This window comes from Thauera sp. SDU_THAU2 (assembly GCF_038260575.1).
Taxonomy (GTDB): domain Bacteria; phylum Pseudomonadota; class Gammaproteobacteria; order Burkholderiales; family Rhodocyclaceae; genus Thauera.
The window spans coordinates 350,352-365,700 of the sequence record NZ_JBBWUN010000003.1; the positions used below are offsets into that span (position 1 = coordinate 350,352).

17 protein-coding genes are annotated in these 15,349 nt (G+C 59.8%); 12 read left to right on the plus strand and 5 right to left on the minus strand.

All coding sequences use genetic code 11. The features are described from left to right. Positions 1–6 precede the first annotated feature (6 nt). The 5 genes from AAFL97_RS02710 to AAFL97_RS02730 are packed head-to-tail and all read left to right on the plus strand — an operon-like array spanning position 7 to position 4,855. Positions 7–1,335 (plus strand): putative O-glycosylation ligase, exosortase A system-associated, encoded by a 1,329-nt coding sequence (locus AAFL97_RS02710; protein ID WP_341643605.1) that lies wholly within the window; start codon positions 7–9, stop codon positions 1,333–1,335. Further along, positions 1,332–2,258: a polysaccharide deacetylase family protein gene (locus tag AAFL97_RS02715; RefSeq protein ID WP_341643606.1), complete on the plus strand. Its 927-nt coding sequence runs from the start codon at positions 1,332–1,334 to the stop codon at positions 2,256–2,258. Before AAFL97_RS02710 ends, AAFL97_RS02715 begins: the two co-directional genes overlap by 4 nt. A gap of 52 nt (positions 2,259–2,310) precedes the next feature. Then, a complete protein-coding gene (locus AAFL97_RS02720) occupies positions 2,311–3,342 on the plus strand; it encodes a polysaccharide deacetylase family protein (protein WP_341643607.1) in 1,032 nt (343 codons plus the stop codon). A gap of 14 nt (positions 3,343–3,356) precedes the next feature. After that, a complete protein-coding gene (locus AAFL97_RS02725) occupies positions 3,357–4,520 on the plus strand; it encodes a hypothetical protein (RefSeq protein WP_341643608.1) in 1,164 nt (387 codons plus the stop codon). Next, positions 4,517–4,855 carry a polysaccharide lyase gene (locus AAFL97_RS02730; protein WP_341643609.1) on the plus strand — a complete coding sequence of 113 codons (339 nt, stop codon included), beginning with the start codon at positions 4,517–4,519 and terminating at the stop codon, positions 4,853–4,855. The genes AAFL97_RS02725 and AAFL97_RS02730 overlap by 4 nt, the downstream gene beginning before the upstream one ends. An 83-nt stretch (positions 4,856–4,938) precedes the next feature. Here the strand turns inward: AAFL97_RS02730 and AAFL97_RS02735 are convergent, their stop codons facing one another. Continuing rightward, complete coding sequence (locus AAFL97_RS02735) at positions 4,939–5,082, minus strand: hypothetical protein (RefSeq protein ID WP_341643610.1); 144 nt, start codon at positions 5,080–5,082, stop codon at positions 4,939–4,941. A gap of 395 nt (positions 5,083–5,477) precedes the next feature. Here AAFL97_RS02735 and AAFL97_RS02740 point away from each other — a divergent pair, with 395 nt between their 5' ends. The 3 genes from AAFL97_RS02740 to AAFL97_RS02750 all read left to right on the plus strand — a co-directional run bounded on the left by AAFL97_RS02740 (position 5,478) and on the right by AAFL97_RS02750 (position 8,223). After that, entirely contained in the window at positions 5,478–6,104 is a 627-nt protein-coding gene (locus tag AAFL97_RS02740; protein ID WP_341643611.1) for a hypothetical protein, read from the plus strand. 105 nt (positions 6,105–6,209) lie between these two features. Beyond that, positions 6,210–7,250 (plus strand): sugar-transfer associated ATP-grasp domain-containing protein, encoded by a 1,041-nt coding sequence (locus tag AAFL97_RS02745; RefSeq protein WP_341643612.1) that lies wholly within the window; start codon positions 6,210–6,212, stop codon positions 7,248–7,250. A 61-nt stretch (positions 7,251–7,311) separates the two neighbouring features. Continuing rightward, complete coding sequence (locus AAFL97_RS02750) at positions 7,312–8,223, plus strand: hypothetical protein (RefSeq protein ID WP_341643613.1); 912 nt, start codon at positions 7,312–7,314, stop codon at positions 8,221–8,223. 17 nt (positions 8,224–8,240) lie between these two features. Here the strand turns inward: AAFL97_RS02750 and AAFL97_RS02755 are convergent, their stop codons facing one another. From AAFL97_RS02755 to AAFL97_RS02770, 4 genes are all read right to left on the minus strand, one after another. Next, complete coding sequence (locus AAFL97_RS02755; RefSeq protein WP_341643614.1) at positions 8,241–9,707, minus strand: lipopolysaccharide biosynthesis protein; 1,467 nt, start codon at positions 9,705–9,707, stop codon at positions 8,241–8,243. 49 nt (positions 9,708–9,756) lie between these two features. Continuing rightward, positions 9,757–10,818 (minus strand): acyltransferase family protein, encoded by a 1,062-nt coding sequence (locus AAFL97_RS02760; protein WP_341643615.1) that lies wholly within the window; start codon positions 10,816–10,818, stop codon positions 9,757–9,759. Between the two features lie 26 nt (positions 10,819–10,844). Further along, positions 10,845–11,453, minus strand: a complete 609-nt coding sequence (locus tag AAFL97_RS02765) for an SGNH/GDSL hydrolase family protein (RefSeq protein WP_341643616.1) — start codon at positions 11,451–11,453, stop codon at positions 10,845–10,847. Between the two features lie 113 nt (positions 11,454–11,566). Beyond that, positions 11,567–12,283 carry a GNAT family N-acetyltransferase gene (locus AAFL97_RS02770; protein WP_341643617.1) on the minus strand — a complete coding sequence of 239 codons (717 nt, stop codon included), beginning with the start codon at positions 12,281–12,283 and terminating at the stop codon, positions 11,567–11,569. 128 nt (positions 12,284–12,411) lie between these two features. On the opposite strand from AAFL97_RS02770, the gene AAFL97_RS02775 reads away from it, so the two are divergent. From AAFL97_RS02775 to AAFL97_RS02790, 4 genes are all read left to right on the plus strand, one after another. Continuing rightward, positions 12,412–12,660: an acyl carrier protein gene (locus AAFL97_RS02775; protein WP_341643618.1), complete on the plus strand. Its 249-nt coding sequence runs from the start codon at positions 12,412–12,414 to the stop codon at positions 12,658–12,660. A 2-nt stretch (positions 12,661–12,662) separates the two neighbouring features. Then, the gene (locus AAFL97_RS02780) at positions 12,663–13,508 is read left to right on the plus strand and encodes a hydrolase 2, exosortase A system-associated (RefSeq protein WP_341647081.1); all 846 of its coding nucleotides are present in this window, start codon (positions 12,663–12,665) and stop codon (positions 13,506–13,508) included. After that, positions 13,495–14,415, plus strand: a complete 921-nt coding sequence (locus AAFL97_RS02785; RefSeq protein ID WP_341643619.1) for a hydrolase 1, exosortase A system-associated — start codon at positions 13,495–13,497, stop codon at positions 14,413–14,415. The genes AAFL97_RS02780 and AAFL97_RS02785 overlap by 14 nt, the downstream gene beginning before the upstream one ends. A 109-nt stretch (positions 14,416–14,524) precedes the next feature. Then, on the plus strand, positions 14,525–15,139 hold the full coding sequence (locus AAFL97_RS02790) for a tetratricopeptide repeat protein (RefSeq protein ID WP_341643620.1): 615 nt from the start codon (positions 14,525–14,527) through the stop codon (positions 15,137–15,139). The last annotated feature ends 210 nt before the right edge of the window (positions 15,140–15,349 follow it).

Sequence of the window (15,349 nt, forward strand, 5' to 3'; positions counted from 1 at the left end):
CCAGACATGCCGATTCGCGACTTTCTAGTATTGGGAGCCCTTGCGGCGACGATTCCCTACGTGTTCCGCTACGTGTTTGTTGGCGTGCTGCTGTGGACCTGGGTAGGCATCATGAATCCGCACAAGCTGGCATACGGATTCATGAATAGCGCGCCGGTAGCGATGGTCGTTGCCTTGGTGACCTTCATCGGTCTCTTCACGACCAAAGACCGGGTCAAGTTCGATTGGAGCACCCCCATGGTCGTGCTCGCCATCTTCGTAGTGTGGATGGGCTTGACGACCGTTTTCGCCTTTTTTCCTGGAGAGTCGCTGCCCCAACTCATCAAGGTCCTGAAAATCCAGATCATGACCTTCATCGCCGCTGCCGTGCTTTACAAGCATATGCACATCAGACTGTTCATCTGGATCAACGTACTGTCGCTCGGTTTCTATGGCCTGAAGGGGGGAATCTATACGATTGCGACAGGTGGCGGAGGGCGCGTATGGGGACCGCCGGGCGGGTTCGTCGAAGGCAACAACGAACTGGGGCTTGCCTTGATCATGACGATCCCGCTGATGCATTTCCTGCGGGTGACGTCGCCGCACAAATGGGTGAAGCGGGGGCTGCTCGTGTTGATGGTGTTGTCGGCCGTGTCGGCGATCGGCACCCAATCGAGAGGTGCCATGCTCGCGATTTCGGGGATGGCCGTGGTGTTGTGGTGGCGGGCGCCGAACAAGGCGATCAATGCCTTCATGCTGTCCCTGGTCGGCTTGGTCATCCTGGCGATGATGCCCGAGAGCTGGTACGAGCGCATGGGCACGATACAGACCTATGAGAATGATGGCTCGGCGATGGGGCGTATCAACGCCTGGATAACGATGGCCAACGTCGCCAACGACCGTTTCTTCGGTGGCGGCTTCGACGTGCAGAATCCCTTCGTATTCGGTTTGTATGCACCGGATCCGAGCAACCCTCTGACCGCTCACAGCATCTATTTCCAGGTGCTGGGTGAGCATGGCTACGTCGGGCTTGGCCTGTTCCTGACATTGTGGCTGCTGGCCTGGCGGCGCGCAGCGGCCTTGCGTCGCGGTACACGTAACGATCCTGAGCTTGGCTGGCTTTACCATCTAGGCAGCATGATTCAGGTATCGCTCGTCGGCTATGCGATTGGAGGCGCATTCCTGAGCTTGGCCTATTTCGACTTGCCGTACAACATTCTGGTCGCACTGGTGGTTGCGACTCGCTGGCGGGCCGAGCATGCCATGGTTGATGAGCATGACGCTGAACTGACCGCACGTCCGGCAGCAAATACGCCGCTGCGGATGCGCTTTCTGTGGTGGGTAAGAACAGCATGAAACTGGAAAAGCTCCTTGCCGGATTGCTTTCGGGCAGCGGACAGCGTGCGCGATTGAGCACCCTGATCTTCCATCGGGTCCGGCCCGCAATGGACCCCGATGCGCCGCAGGCCCTGCATGCACGCCGTTTCGACGACATGCTCGGCTGGCTGGGAGAAGTGTTCAACGTATTGCCTCCCGACGAGGCGATAGCCCTGCTGGCCCAAGGTAATCTACCCCCGCGTGCGCTGACCATCACGTTCGATGACGGTTATGCTGACAATGCCGAAGTTGCCATGCCGATTCTGCGGCGTCATGGCATGCGAGCCGCATTCTTCGTCGCCACCGATTTTCTCGATGGTGGCGTGATGTGGAACGACAAGATCACCCTTGCACTGCGCGGTGCGCCCAGCGGCGTTCTCGAACTTGCCAGGATCGGCCTGGAAGATGTCCAGCTCGGTGATGTCGCGTCCCGTCGCAAAGCCATCGAAAAGGTGATCGGCAAGCTGAAGTATCTCCTCCCCGCGCAGCGCATCGAGAAGGTGGATCGGCTGGTCGAGCTTGCTGGCGTGAGTCTGCCGCGCGATCTGATGATGAGCACGGCCCAGGTGCGGGCCCTGCGCGACGGCGGCATGGTGATCGGAGGCCATACCTGCGCGCATCCCATTCTGGCCTCCTTGCCGCCGGATGAGGCCGAGCGCGAGATCCGTGACAACAAGGCCAGGCTCGAAGCCATTCTCGGGGAAGCGATTACCTTGTTTGCCTATCCGAATGGCGGTCCTGGCAAGGATTATCGCGCCGAGCATGCCCGCATGGTCGAACGTGCTGGTTATGCGGCAGCTTTCACCACCGGTTGGGGCGTTTCCCGCAGGGGGAAGATCCATATCAGCTTGCCCGATTCACGCCGTGGGATGAGTCGCGCAGGGCTTTCGTCCGGCGTTTGATCCTCAACATGAGGCAAGCGGCCACACAGGTTTGAAGCGGGGCCATCGAACAATGAAGCAGACGATTCTCAAGCTTGCCCGCCTGTTCGGGCTATTTGCTCTCAGCCGCCGGCTTACGCGCCGGCAACTGCGCATCCTGTGCTATCACGGCATCTGGATCGGCGATGCTCCGCATTTCGGGGACTGCCTGTTCATGGGGGCCGATACCTTTGCGCGGCGCCTCGATCTTCTCGCCCGCGAAGGGTATCCACTGCTTGGTCTGGACGAGGCCGTCGATCGGCTGGCGGACGGCACCCTGCCCGATGCGGCAGTCGTGATCACCATCGATGACGCCTGGTATGGCATCAGCCGCCACATGCTGCCGGCACTGGTGGAGCGCCGCATGCCAGCGACGGTCTATGTCACGACATACTATTCGTTGGCGCAACGCCCGGTGCTCAACGTGCTGCTCAACTTCCTGGTCGCCCGCGCTCAGGCGCTGCCGCCCGTCGACGAATTGCTTCCCGCCGGGGACAGGAAGACGGCGCCGATGGGGCGTGAGGCCTGCGCGACCGAACTCGCAGCCCGTGTGGATGCTCTGCCCACGCTCGACGCGCGCTGGGAAGCAGTACGGCGGATTGCGCAGAAGATCGGGGCAGATCTCGACTCCATCGATGGCGGACGCTGGTTTCACCTCATGAGCGTGGACGAGCTGCGTGCCGCGCGGGCTGCGGGCATCGACCTGCAACTCCATACCCATACCCATCGAATGCATGAATTCGATCAGGAGCGGGTGCGTGGCGAGATTGAACGCAATCGTAATGAACTTGCCCGTCTGCCCGAGGTGACGCCGGCCAGTCTTTCGCACTTCTGCTATCCGAGTGGCGTGCATGCGCCGGTGGTCTATCCTGTTCTTGAGGAAATGGGCGTGCGTAGCGCGACCACGACGGATTTTGGCCTGAACCGGCGAGGCGAGAATCCATTTGCGCTCAAGCGGATTCTCGATTGCCAGTCGATGAGCGACATCGAACTAGAAGCTCGACTGAGTGGCTTCTGGTCTTTGTTGATGGAACTGCGCAATCGCATTGGCTTGCGCTCTGCATGAACGAGGAGGGGAGCATGCGTGTTCGATCGCTTGCTGTTGCAATATGCTGCCTGGTCACCCTGCCTGGGGCTGCTGCCGCGCAGGGTGCGGGCAATCCCGTGCATCAACTCAGCGATGCTCCGACGGGTGTCGGTTGCAGGCACTATTCAGTGGGCGGCAAGCTCACGTGGCAACGGCCTCTCGGTGACTGGCTCGATCGCAGCGGGGAACTGCATGGAGAAGAGCCCTACGCCGTCGCCAATGCCGGCCAAAGGGCGCTGTCCGAGGGTTTGGATCTGGACGTCACCGAGCTTGCGCGCCAATGGCTCGACGGGAGCCGTCCGAATACTGGCATCATGCTGCGTGCGCTGGCAGGACAGGGGACGTTGCAACTTCCAAGCCGCGAGGCCGAGGACGGTGATGGGCCGCTTTTGGAACTGCAATGGGAGGGGCAACCTATCCAGCGCTTGAGGCCGAGTGCCGACGTCACGCTTGATTGTTCGACCGTCAAGGGGCTCGGCCAGAGCCAGCGCCTGCGGATCAGCCCTGAACATAACACTCTTGTCGTGTTCGATCTGCCCGCAGGTCCTGCAGACCGATTGCGTGCGGCACGCCTCCTGCTCCATCCCGAGAAACTGTATGGCAAGGCCCTTACCGTGGGTGCTTTCAGCACTCAACCGCCGTGGGCCGAGGCATCCGCGGTTCACAATGACGGGCTTGCGGCTCGTCATTCTGGCGATCGTGGCATCGATCGCGTACCGGAGGTTCTGTTCGCTGCGGACTTCGAGCGGGAGAATTGGCTGACGGACTGGAAGAGCTTGACGCGTAGCGAGATGGCCGTCGTGGGTGCCGGGGAAGGCAATGGATTTGAACCTTTGCAGGGCAAGGCGCTGAAAACGACTCTCAAGGAGGGTGCGAATACTGCCCTCAATCTACGCTACTTGTTCGCCCTCCATCATGCTGAAGAGCCGGAAGAGGTCTATTTTCGCTACTACCTCCGGCTCGGTGCCGACTGGAACCCCGACCGTGACGGCGGCAAATTGCCAGGCCTGGCCGGCACCTACGGCAAGGGGGGTGGGGCATGCGTAAATCGGATGGTACCAATGGCTGGTCAATGCGTGGTGCTTTTGCCCGCAGCATCCAGTCCGGAGCAGAGCGGGTCACGCCAGCGGGCTCCTATGTCTATCATGCCGACATGAAGGACAATTCGGGAGGCTACTGGGGCTGGGGTGACGGTCCGGGTGGTTTGCTCCAAAACAATCGCTGGTATGCGATCGAGCAGTACGTCAAGCTCAATACTCCCGGCAAGCACGACGGTATCTTCAGGGCCTGGATCGACGGTCACCTGGTCGCCGAAAAGACTGGACTGTCTTTCCGTACGATTCCTGATCTGCGCATCGAAAGTGTGTGGATGAATGTCTATCATGGGGGGACGGCGCCTTCGCCCCGTGACATGAGCCTCTACATCGACAACGTCGTGGTCGCGCGCAGCTACATCGGCCCGATGAGTAGCGATGCGGAAAAGGCGCGATGAGTAGGCCGAGCCTGCTTTTGTTCCGTATTGTGGTGCTGGCCTTCGTCGGGTGTTGCCTGCCGATCACCGCGCAGGCGGCTTCTTCAGTCCAGGCGACGCCAGTACTGCAATCCGATGCTGCGATTGTTGCCGCGCTTTCGGCGCTTGGGCCGAACGAGGCGGCGGTGCTCGGCAAGGCCCGCCTGGTTGGAGACTTCAACGATGTCGCGCGGCGTTTCGATCTGCATCGGACAGGCCCGAGAGGCCGTGACTATTCCATCAAGATGGTGTGGGCGAAGGATCGCGGGCGCGCACTTTTTGCGGGAGCCAATCATGGGCAGCCCCATCGCCTGAACGATGTATGGGAGTTCGATCTCGGTGCGCTGACCTGGGTTTTGCGCTATCCCCCCGACAATCCGCGCAGCTACGCCGGTTTGGGTGACGACCCCAGCGACGTCGAGTACCGTAACGGCGTCCTTGCCACCCGGCGTGGCGGCCCGGCAATAGTGGGCCATACATGGTGGGGGCTGGCCTATCATCCGCAGATGCGCCGTTTGCTGTGGATGAATCTCTGGGTGTCCGACCTCGACAAGCTGGTCGCACAGATGGGGGGAAGCCTGATTCGCGCTACAAGGGCTTGCCCTTGTGGAGCTTCGACCCGGAAACCGCGCGCTGGGAACTATTGCGCACTACGGGGGCCGCCCCGCGCGCCGCCTTGGCGGGTATGTTCGAATATATCGATTCGCTCGGAGATGTCGTCTGGCATGCCAACAATTGGCAAATGCGTGGCACCTGGCGCTTCGACATGCACAATCTGCGCTGGCACGATCTCGGTGCAAAAGGACAGGAGGGCAGGAGGTTTGCAGCCGAATCCCCAGCGCCTGAGCAGGTTGGCTACTACGATCCGCGGCGCGATATTCTCGTCGTCCAAAGGGGACGTGCGACCTACCACTTCGACGTCAAGACGCGAACGTGGTCCAGGGTGCGAGAAGAAGACAAGGACAGTCAGGCCGTTCCGGACGGTCATGACGCTTGGACTACTTTCGTCTATCACCCCAGGAGCGGTCATGGCCTGCTCGTCGATTTTCGAGAGAATGCAATCTGGTCCTACCAGCCCGATACGCACGATTGGCGAAAGCTTGAGCCAAAGAGGAGTTCGATGCCGGTGGGAAAGAAGCGACTTGCCTATCTCGACCCGTTGCATGATGTCTTGGTTGTCATTGATGGCATCAATGTATGGGCTTATCGTTATAGCGGCGCGGGGAGCTGAATCTCCACTGACTTGGGATTGCATGCAACTGGAAGCAGCTTCGGAAACGGTCCTGGCTGCGGAGACGTTTTGCGAAGCAGGCCCGCGATTTGAGAGTTGATCAGAATGAAAAGTTACATTTCAGTTGCAGCCCAGAAGGCCAAATCTGGAGGTTTGCCGTTGTGGCGTCAACTGCTTGAAATGGGACTGTTGTATGTATTTAGCGGGCTGGGGCCGGGTTACTACCTGATGGCGCGGTTCTGGCGGCCTGGGTTGTCCATGGAAACCAAGCTGAAGCATTGGAATGGCCGTAAGTATTTGCGCTTCGTGCATAAGATCAACGATCCTCGCTATTTCAAGATTTCACAGAACAAATTGGTCGAAAAAAGCTTCCTGAGCGCATTGGGCCTGCCCACAGCTCGTTTGCTGGGGCTGTTTCATCCGCAGTTCGGTCAGGACACGAGTGGGCAAGATCTTTGTACTGCCAGCGATCTGGCCCGAGCCTTGGCACTTTGCGACGCCGGAGGGCTTTTCTTCAAGCCCGCCGAAGGCGATAGCGGTAGGGGGGTGTTCGGGCTCAGGCTGACTATGGAGGCAGGCCGAAAGGTATTGCGCGAGGTCTTGTCCGGCGAAGAGGTCGGTATGGACGCACTTGCTCTGCGTCTGGGCTCGGCGCCTGAAGGATATGTGATCGAAGAAATGATCGAACAGCATCCGGTGTTGGCCAGGCTCAATCCCACATCGGTTAACACCCTGCGAATCTGGGTCGTTGACGACAGCACTGGCATCCATGTTGCTGGGGCATTCCTGCGAGTAGGCCGGGCTGGCAGTCTGGTGGACAACACGGCTGCTGGAGGGTTGGCCTGCGCGATCGATCTGAATTCAGGCGTGATCAGCGAAGCGTTGGATCTGACGCTGACCCGTAACCAGTACAAAAACCATCCGGATTCAGTTGCGGAGTTGATCGGAGTGCAGATTCCATATTGGTCAGAATGCAAGCAGCTTGCCTGCAACGCTTTGCGCGTCTTGCCCGGAGCGCGATTTGTCGGAATGGACCTTGCAGTGACCACCGATGGGCCAATGGTAGTGGAGTACAACGTTGAACCCAGCTACCAGGGAGCTGCGCATGTGGATAAGCCACATGGGGTGATATTCGCGGGCTTGTGAGTTTTTGTGCCCGCTCAGATCGTGAGTGCGGTTTTGGTTCTTTTCTTATAGGGGAATTGAATTGCTTCTTGTCTGGCAGGCGCAAGCTGAAGCTAAGCTGCTGGACGCTCATCCCGAGCTTTTGCGGATCGAGCGAGAGTTTCCATTGGACGCACTGATTTCGATTTTCGATACGGTCGATCCTTTCCTGGGCTATGGGTACGTGCCCGGCAAGGTATTCGAGATCGCACTGAGGATTCGCAAGCAGTCTTCGGAAAAGACTCTTTCTGCTTATCTTAACCTCCTTGTTCTGAAGTTGATTGAGAACTTCGATCCTCGCTTTGAAATATCTGGGCTGAGCGCTTTATTCAGGCCAGAGTTCGAAAAGAACTTGCGACGGATCATGTCATCCATCGGGGATGAGGAAACGCGAACTCGGGCGAGCCTGGATAACGATATTTTCATGAAGGATTTGGGGATTGCGCGCCAAGTCTTGATTCCTTGCGCATCGCATCTCGTATACCGTCACTCCGGCATACCGAGGCGTGTCTTGATTGCCCAGAAGGGGATGCGCGGGCGTTGCCAACTGCTCAAGACGCTTTTTTTCGATACGCGTGCGTTTCGGCCGTATCTAGAAAATCATGTTCATCTGCCGATGCTGGACGAATTCAACGCCGAAGGCAGGGAGCGTTGTTTTCGGCTGGTGGCTGAACTGCTGTATTGCTGGCCGGATTCGAACGGCCTGATCGGGACAAGCTGGTACTACGACCCCGCGGTGGGGGCCATCAGCCCTCGCCTTGCCTACCTGCATGACGTGCCAGCGGCAGGTGGTGCATGCTTTCTGGATATGGGGGAGAGCGAAGATGCGCGCCTGGGGGCGCTCGAGCGCTCATCGACCCGAAGGCGTTTCGCTGAAAGTGGGGCGTACGTACCAAAAAATTTCATGATGGTATGGAGCCGCCGGAGAGTTCTCGAGCATTACGGTGCAATGTGAGTTCGAGGAGAAGGGGGTTAAAGCTTCTTCAGCAAGGGACGGATCAGCTTGTCGAGAACATAGGATTCCGCCCCCGCCTTGCGGCCGAGCAGAGCCCAGATGCCGAAAACGGTGAGTGAGTAAACGAGAGCACCGATGAAGATTTTGATGATCAGCTGCAGCACCAGGACGACATTCAGATAGGGGGCCAATGCCGTTATTGCGCAGTACATGGCGCTGGCGCCGAGTGCGGGGCGTACCACCGAGGCGGCCATTTCGCGCACCTTCAGACCTGGAAGCTCCCTGCAGAGGAATAACGTGAAGCTGATGAGCCCGAGTATCGCCAGCACGACACGCAGTTGTGCAACCATGGCTGCTCCGGCATCGGGAAAGGCAAGGTAGGCCAGGGTAGCGAAGATCGCGACCTGGATCCAGGCGTACATGGCCGTGATGCGGAATTTACCGAGGGTGGACAGCACATAGATGCCGCTGCTGGTGATGGCGGTGAAGCAGCCGATCAAGGCCAGTGTCTCGACGAGTGGAACTGCGGGTAGCCATTTTTCGCCGAGCATCAGGGTGACGATCTCATGTGCTACCAGCGCCATGCCTACGCCAGCGGGAATCGCGACCAGAGCTTGAACGCTCTGGGCGAGGAGAAACACGCGCTTGAGTTCATTGAGATCGCTCTTGACCTTGACGAAGGCGGGAAACAATACGCGGTTGAGGGGAGCCAGCAATTCGCTGGTGGGCATGGCCGCGATCTGACCGGCAAGCGTGTAGGTGCCCATGACGCTGGAGGATTCGCGGCTGGCCACGACGATTTCGTGCAGCCGCAATTGAAAGTATTGGGCGATGCTCTGGACCCAGACCCATTGTGACAGGGTGAATATTTCGCGGAACTTCTCGAGGCTGAAGCGAGGCCGGTTGGGGTGCATCACGTAGCTGAGGATGACACCGGTAAGGCGTCCGACCAGGTTGCCGGCCACGAGCGCCCAGTAGGATTCATACAGCACGGCGCAGGCGACGGTGACCACGAAGCCGGTGAAGCGCTTCGAGAACATGAAGTTGAAGTCTCGGGTGTACTGCTGCTCCTTCTGCAGGTTGATGATCCAGATGTTTTCCAGTCCCTCCAGGACGAAGGTCAGGGCGAGGACACGGATCACGGGCGTCAGTTCGGGGTTGTCGAAGTAGCCGGCGGCATAAGGGGCGGCGAGGAGCACCAGCGCCGTCATGATCGAGGTCTGGACGAAGCGGATCGTCCACGCCGTGTCATAGTGTGCGGGCGTGGGGTTCTTGGTCTGCATCAGCACCAGCCATACGCCCATCTCCAGCAGCACGTCCGCCAGCGCGATGACGATGGACGCCGTGGCGATGATGCCGAAATCGGCCGGAACCAGAATGCGGGCAAGAATGATCGTGCTGAGCAGGCCGATGAGGCGGTCTGTCCAGCGCATGGCGATGGCGAGGAATGCGCCGTGAATGATGTTGGGTTTTGCCGCAGGCAAGAAGAGCTCCGTTGATGCTGTGGTGACAGGTGTTACGGCCGGACGAGGTTCATTTTCCGTTGTAGAGCAGTCGTGCGGCGCGGTTGCGGCGGACCACCGTTACATGGATCAAGGCGGAAAGGCCGAGGCTGACGCTGGCAACGATGATGAATTTCGTCCATGCGCCAAGGGGTTGATTGAGCAGGGCCATGCCCAGCGCTGCCACGATGATATGGTGGAACAGGAAAATGGAATAGGCAGCGTCGCTGAGAAACCGTGTCATACGGCTTTCACGCCGGAAAACAGCGTGGAATATGCGCAGGATGGCGGCAACGCTGATCCAGATCATGAGATATTCCAGCGCGAGTGCGGCCTCGCCGACGAGTGCTCCATGACCGTGTGTGTAGCGACTGCCGACAACGGCGAGCGGCAGTGCCGGGATGATGAGTACGATGGGCATCTTGAGAAAGGTCTCTCGTGCCGAGGCATGCGTGTACATGAAGATGCCAACGATGAAGAACGGTGCATAGGTGGCAAGGCGGTACAGCGAAGTCAGGCCGAATACGTTTTCATAGGCCATGCCGGTGGCGCGTGCCGCGATGCTGAATGTCATGTTCAGGCCGACGAGGATGAGCAGCATGCCCGGAAGTGGAAGTTTTTCCAACCGTTCCGAAAGGCGTAGGAAGGAACGGACGCGGGGGAGCAGCAGGGCGGCAAGGGCGATGTAGACCAGAAGATCGACGAGAAACCACAGGTGAAAGAGTGGAACGCCGTCCAGCAGGGCTTTGCTTGCATCCTCTCCTCGCATGGCTGCCATCAGCAATTCCTGACCAACGTTGAGCGTGAGCCAGGTTGCGACGAGAGGCAGCGCCAGCCGCGGGAGGCGCTTGCGCAACAGTCCCTGTGAGCCGCTGCGCTGGAAGGTGAGGGCGCAGAAGTAGCCCGAAATCCAGAAGAATGCCGGCATGCGGAAGACATGGATCAGCTCGGTGAGCACGTCGAAGAAGCCGTTGCGCTCGGTGTCCCACACCAGCCAGCCGCCCTGGGTGGAGTAGATGTTCGCTGTGTGCAGGACGACTCCAAGCATCATCAGGATGCCGCGGGCGGCGTCGAGTGAGGCATTCCGTGCCAAAGGTGTTTGGGAGTGATGTGGTGAAGTCATCGGTGGAGGAGGGCCGAAGTGGCGAGTTCGGGGGCATGGCCGGCAAGCGCTGCGCGGAGCCGTTCGATCAACTCCTGGTAGCCGGCTGCCGACAGATGGATGCCGTCATCCTCGAACTGGACGAAGGATGTCGAGGGAGGGGTTTCGGGGCCGGCCGGATGCAGCAGGTAGCTGCAGTTGGAGTGGCGAGCGCAGGCTTGGGCGTGCTGCGTGTTCAGATCGGTGATGAGCTGGGTGATGCGTCCGCTGCAGCGCATACCGTGGCGATGTGTGTCGACGCGCTGCAAGCCGAGCACGAATACCGGGGTCTGCGCCGGTATCTGGGCCAGTATTCGGTCCAGCGTAGTCTCCGGCTGGCGGCATTGCTGCATCAGATCGTTGAGCCCGATGTTCAACATTACGGCCTGTGCCAGCCGGGGGGAACGATAATGCGCCGAGCGTTCGGCCAGTCCGTGCAGCGTATCGCCGCCGAGGCCGAGATTGAGTCCTAGCGGACTGACCGCCGAGACATCCAGGCCCTGAAAGGTACTGCTGCCCAGGAAGATTACCCGGCCAGGGGCGCTGGCGCCATCCAGGCGGGCGAGGTGGCCGCGCTGCGTTTCCACGAAACTGGCCGTGGGTACCCGGGCTTGCCTGTCCAGCAGTGTTGCGCTGAAAAAGCCGAAGACAGCGCCCAGTGTTCCGAAGAGCAGGGCATGAAATATGATACGCCGTGCTTTCATGACCGATCAGTCTGTGGAGGATGAACGTCCAGCGTGGGGCGCGATGCCTCCGATACCGAGAGATGGATGTAGGGGCGAGCACCGGCGAGCATCAGCTGCCACTTGTCAGCTTTGATGAAGCTTGCCGAGAACAGCTTCCGGATTCCGAGCCTGCGATGAGAATCGAGCGACTGGGGGTTTGCTGCGGCGATCCTCGAAAAGCTCCAGCGTACGCCTTCGCTTGCAAGTTGCTGGTTGGCACTGGCCCATAGCCGGGAAAACGTGCGACCCATGCGGAAATCGGTGTCTACATAAACATCGTAATCCCAAGCGCTGTGAGCCGGGTCGGCGAGGCGATACAGGCAGCGCACGGTGTCTTCGTCGTATTGGTTGCGTGCGAGCCAGATGTAGCCGGCAAAGCGCCCGTCGGTCTGGGCCGTGATGCAGCGGTCTCCATTGGCAAAGCGACGCTCGATGACCTTCGACGGGCGCGGGAACTGACTGATGACGGGGGCGCCAGGCGAAATGAACTCGATCGACGTGCGGCTCCCTGGAGGAAGGGGACGAGCCTCCGATGAAGGCGGTACGGGCTGTGCGACCAGATGGTAGCGGATGAGGCGAAGCCTGCCTCCGGTCGCCTGCGAAAGCCCCTTGCCGAGAAGATAGATGCTGCCCTCCTTCCAGCCGAATTGCCGGAAGGTACTGCCCAGGCGTGATGCGAGGGAGGTGCTCAAAATGTCTCCACTTCAGAGTTGCAAGGGCTTGCCGGCGGCAAGCGGTGTTTATAATACCGCGCGTTCGGTCCTCACTTCGGGTGCAGGGCCGAGCATACGAAAACCGTGTCTGCATTGGGGAGTGACCTTTGGATATCCAGAAAGAAGTTCTTACGATTCTCGATGACGTGCTGAGCATGAAAGGCCGGGCACTGGAGTTCGATGCCAGCACGCCCTTGTTGGGTGCCGTGCCCGAGCTGGACTCCATGGCGGTCGTCGGTGTGATCAACATGCTCGAGGAGCGTTTCGGTTTTTATGTCGAAGATGACGAGATCGATGGTGCGACTTTCGAAACCGTGGGGGCGCTCGTCGAGTTCGTGTCCGGGAAACTGAGCTGATACTGCATGTCTTCGTTGCGGCGGAAGGCTTTTTTCTACCAGGATGTGAAGGTGGGCAGCGCTTCTGCTTGCTGACTGGCCCTGTGGCTGCTGAGTCGCGTGGAGCAGTGCTGTATGTCCATCCATTTGCTGAAGAGCTGAACAAATCCCGGCGGATGGCGACGCTGGCTGCGACAAGCTTGGCCGGTGAGGGGTGGACGGTCCTTCAGCCCGATCTGTTGGGGTGCGGCGATAGCAGTGGCGATTTTGTGGAGGCGTCCTGGGATGCCTGGCTGGCGGACCTTGACGCAGCATGTCTGTGGTTGGGGGAACAGGGGTTTGAGCGCATCGTGCTGTGGGGGCTGCGTGCTGGTGCGCTGTTGGTATCGGACTGGCTGTCGCGAGCGGGAGCCAATGATCATTCAGTACTTCTGTGGCAACCGGTGGGTAATGGCAAGCAGCACCTCAACCAGTTCCTGCGCCTGAAGGGGGTCAGCGGCATGCTGGACGAGCACGATGCCAAGGCCGTCATGGCGGCGATGCGTGCGGATATCGATGCGGGCAAGGCGGTGGAAGTTGCAGGGTACATGCTGGGCCCGGCCCTGTGCTCAGGGCTGGAAGCAGCGAAGCTGGGTTTCCGCCCCAGTTTCCGCGCGCCGGTTCGCTTGCTGGAGATTAGTTCAGTGGAGCCCGCTGTTTGCTCGCCCGCTGTTTCCATGCTGGTCGAGCGCATGATCGTCCAGGGGGTGGATGTCGTGGCCCGATGCGTGCATGGGCCATCGTTCTGGCAGGCGCAGGAAATCGAAGTCTGCGAGGCCCTGCTCGATGCCACCGTGGTGGCGCTGGACGAGATGCATGGAAGTCATTGAGCAAGCATTGATGTTCGATTGTGGGGATGACAGCCTGCTTGGCGTCGTTTCCACCTCGGACCAGAATTCGTCGGCCGGCGTTCTGATCGTGGTTGGCGGCCCCCAGTACCGGGTGGGCAGTCATCGCCAATTCGTCAATCTTGCCCGTTACCTCGCCCGTAACGGGGTGCCGTGCATGCGCTTCGACTACCGGGGAATGGGGGATGCCACCGGTGCGCAGCGCAGTTTCGCAGAAGTCGGCGATGACATGCTGGCGGCCATCGAAGCCTTCGCTGCTGCGACTCCCGGGCTGAAGCGCATCGTGCTGTGGGGATTGTGCGATGGTGCCAGTGCGGCCTGCATGGCGATGCCGGCACATCCGTTGATCGCGGGGGCGGTGCTGCTCAACCCTTGGGTGCGCACCGAGGCGGGGAACGCGAGTGTGATGCTGCGGCACTATTACCTCAAACGGTTTTTCGATGGGCGCTTCTGGCGCAAGTTGCTGCGTGGCGATGTGCACTTCCTGAGTTCATTACGATCGCTGCTGGCTACGGTAGCTGGATCCGGCAAACAGCAAGAGGCGGCAGCATCGGCGACGCAGATGGCACCGAAGCAGGCGCCGGCTCCGGCGAAACCGCCACATCTGGCGGACGTGCCAGGTCTGCCGCAACGGATGCTGAAGGGTTTGGCTGAATCCGGCCAACCGTTTGCGATTCTGCTGAGTGGGCGGGATTTCGTTGCTCGTGAGTTTCAGCAACTCGCCGCGGCGGATTTGGGGTGGCGCCGCTTGATGGCGTCCCGGCAGGCTGTCGTAAGGCATTTCGAGCAGGCCGACCACACGTTTTCCCGCATGGAAGATGCACGTGAAGTGGAACGGTTTACGCTCGAATGGATCAACTTGCAGATTTCGAGCGGTTTCAGATCGTGATTCCGGCGAAGGCTGAGGAAAACGACAAGGAGGTGGGGGTATGGTGCGACGGAAGCTGGCAATGTCGGATTGTGGGCTGATGGCAAGAGCAGGGGCTGTGGGTCTTCTGATGTCTGCTGTGTTTGCCGCGTCGGCACAGGACATGAATGCCTGCGGTAGCTTGGACAATCACTTCGGGCCGTTCGACTATCGTTCGAGCTACGATAAGCATGCCATCGTCGAACGCTTTCATTTCACGCAGGACGTCGAGCAATTGAGGGGCGGTGCGTCGTCGGCCAAAATCGGCGGTGACATCAGCTATGTGCTGAGGGTGTTTCCCAACCATCCACGAGCGCTTGATGCCATGGCGCGTCTGAGCGAGCGGGAGAAAAAACCTAGGCCGACTGGTTCGCAGTACTCGATCGATTGCTGGTTCGAGCGCGGGATGCGATTCAGGTCCGATGACGAAGTGGTCAAGATGTTGTACGGGATGCATCTGTTGCGTGCGGGGAAGAACCGTGAGGCCGTGAAATATCTGGAGCAGGCTAGGGAGGGCGGGCAACCCAATGCCAATGTTCACTACAACCTGGGATTGGCGTACATCAAGCTTGGAGATTATGACGCTGCTCTCGAAAATGCCCACGTGGCGTACAAGCTAGGTTTCCCTCTTCCCGGGCTCAAGAATCAATTGATGCGTGCCGGCAAATGGCGGGAGGCCGGATCTCAGACCTCCCCTGATCACTAGCCCTCATTTCTCGCATCTGACTGGACCGCCCTAACTTGAGGGGCGTGTTGGCGACTGGCTTGGGCGGAGTGCTCCTTTAGCGGTGCGGGCCGGTTTTGGTCCCGCCCTTGCGGCTCAAGGAAGATCGCCTCATGGTTGCGATGGCGGTGCCGCAGGATGCCAGGCGATCCGCGTGGCGGTGGGGCAGCCAGTGGAGCCCGTACTGGCGCT

Excerpts from the sequence above, each read along its gene's own strand:
- AAFL97_RS02735 (WP_341643610.1), bottom strand. The coding sequence starts at position 5,082 with ATGCAGATCGAAACGCCGCGCGACATCGTTGAAGTCTCCAACCAGGCG.
- AAFL97_RS02785 (WP_341643619.1), top strand. The coding sequence starts at position 13,495 with ATGGAAGTCATTGAGCAAGCATTGATGTTCGATTGTGGGGATGACAGC.
- AAFL97_RS02725 (WP_341643608.1), top strand. The coding sequence starts at position 3,357 with ATGCGTGTTCGATCGCTTGCTGTTGCAATATGCTGCCTGGTCACCCTG.
- AAFL97_RS02710 (WP_341643605.1), top strand. The coding sequence starts at position 7 with ATGCCGATTCGCGACTTTCTAGTATTGGGAGCCCTTGCGGCGACGATT.
- AAFL97_RS02720 (WP_341643607.1), top strand. The coding sequence starts at position 2,311 with ATGAAGCAGACGATTCTCAAGCTTGCCCGCCTGTTCGGGCTATTTGCT.
- AAFL97_RS02715 (WP_341643606.1), top strand. The coding sequence starts at position 1,332 with ATGAAACTGGAAAAGCTCCTTGCCGGATTGCTTTCGGGCAGCGGACAG.
- AAFL97_RS02790 (WP_341643620.1), top strand. The coding sequence starts at position 14,525 with ATGTCTGCTGTGTTTGCCGCGTCGGCACAGGACATGAATGCCTGCGGT.
- AAFL97_RS02730 (WP_341643609.1), top strand. The coding sequence starts at position 4,517 with ATGAAGGACAATTCGGGAGGCTACTGGGGCTGGGGTGACGGTCCGGGT.
- AAFL97_RS02745 (WP_341643612.1), top strand. The coding sequence starts at position 6,210 with ATGAAAAGTTACATTTCAGTTGCAGCCCAGAAGGCCAAATCTGGAGGT.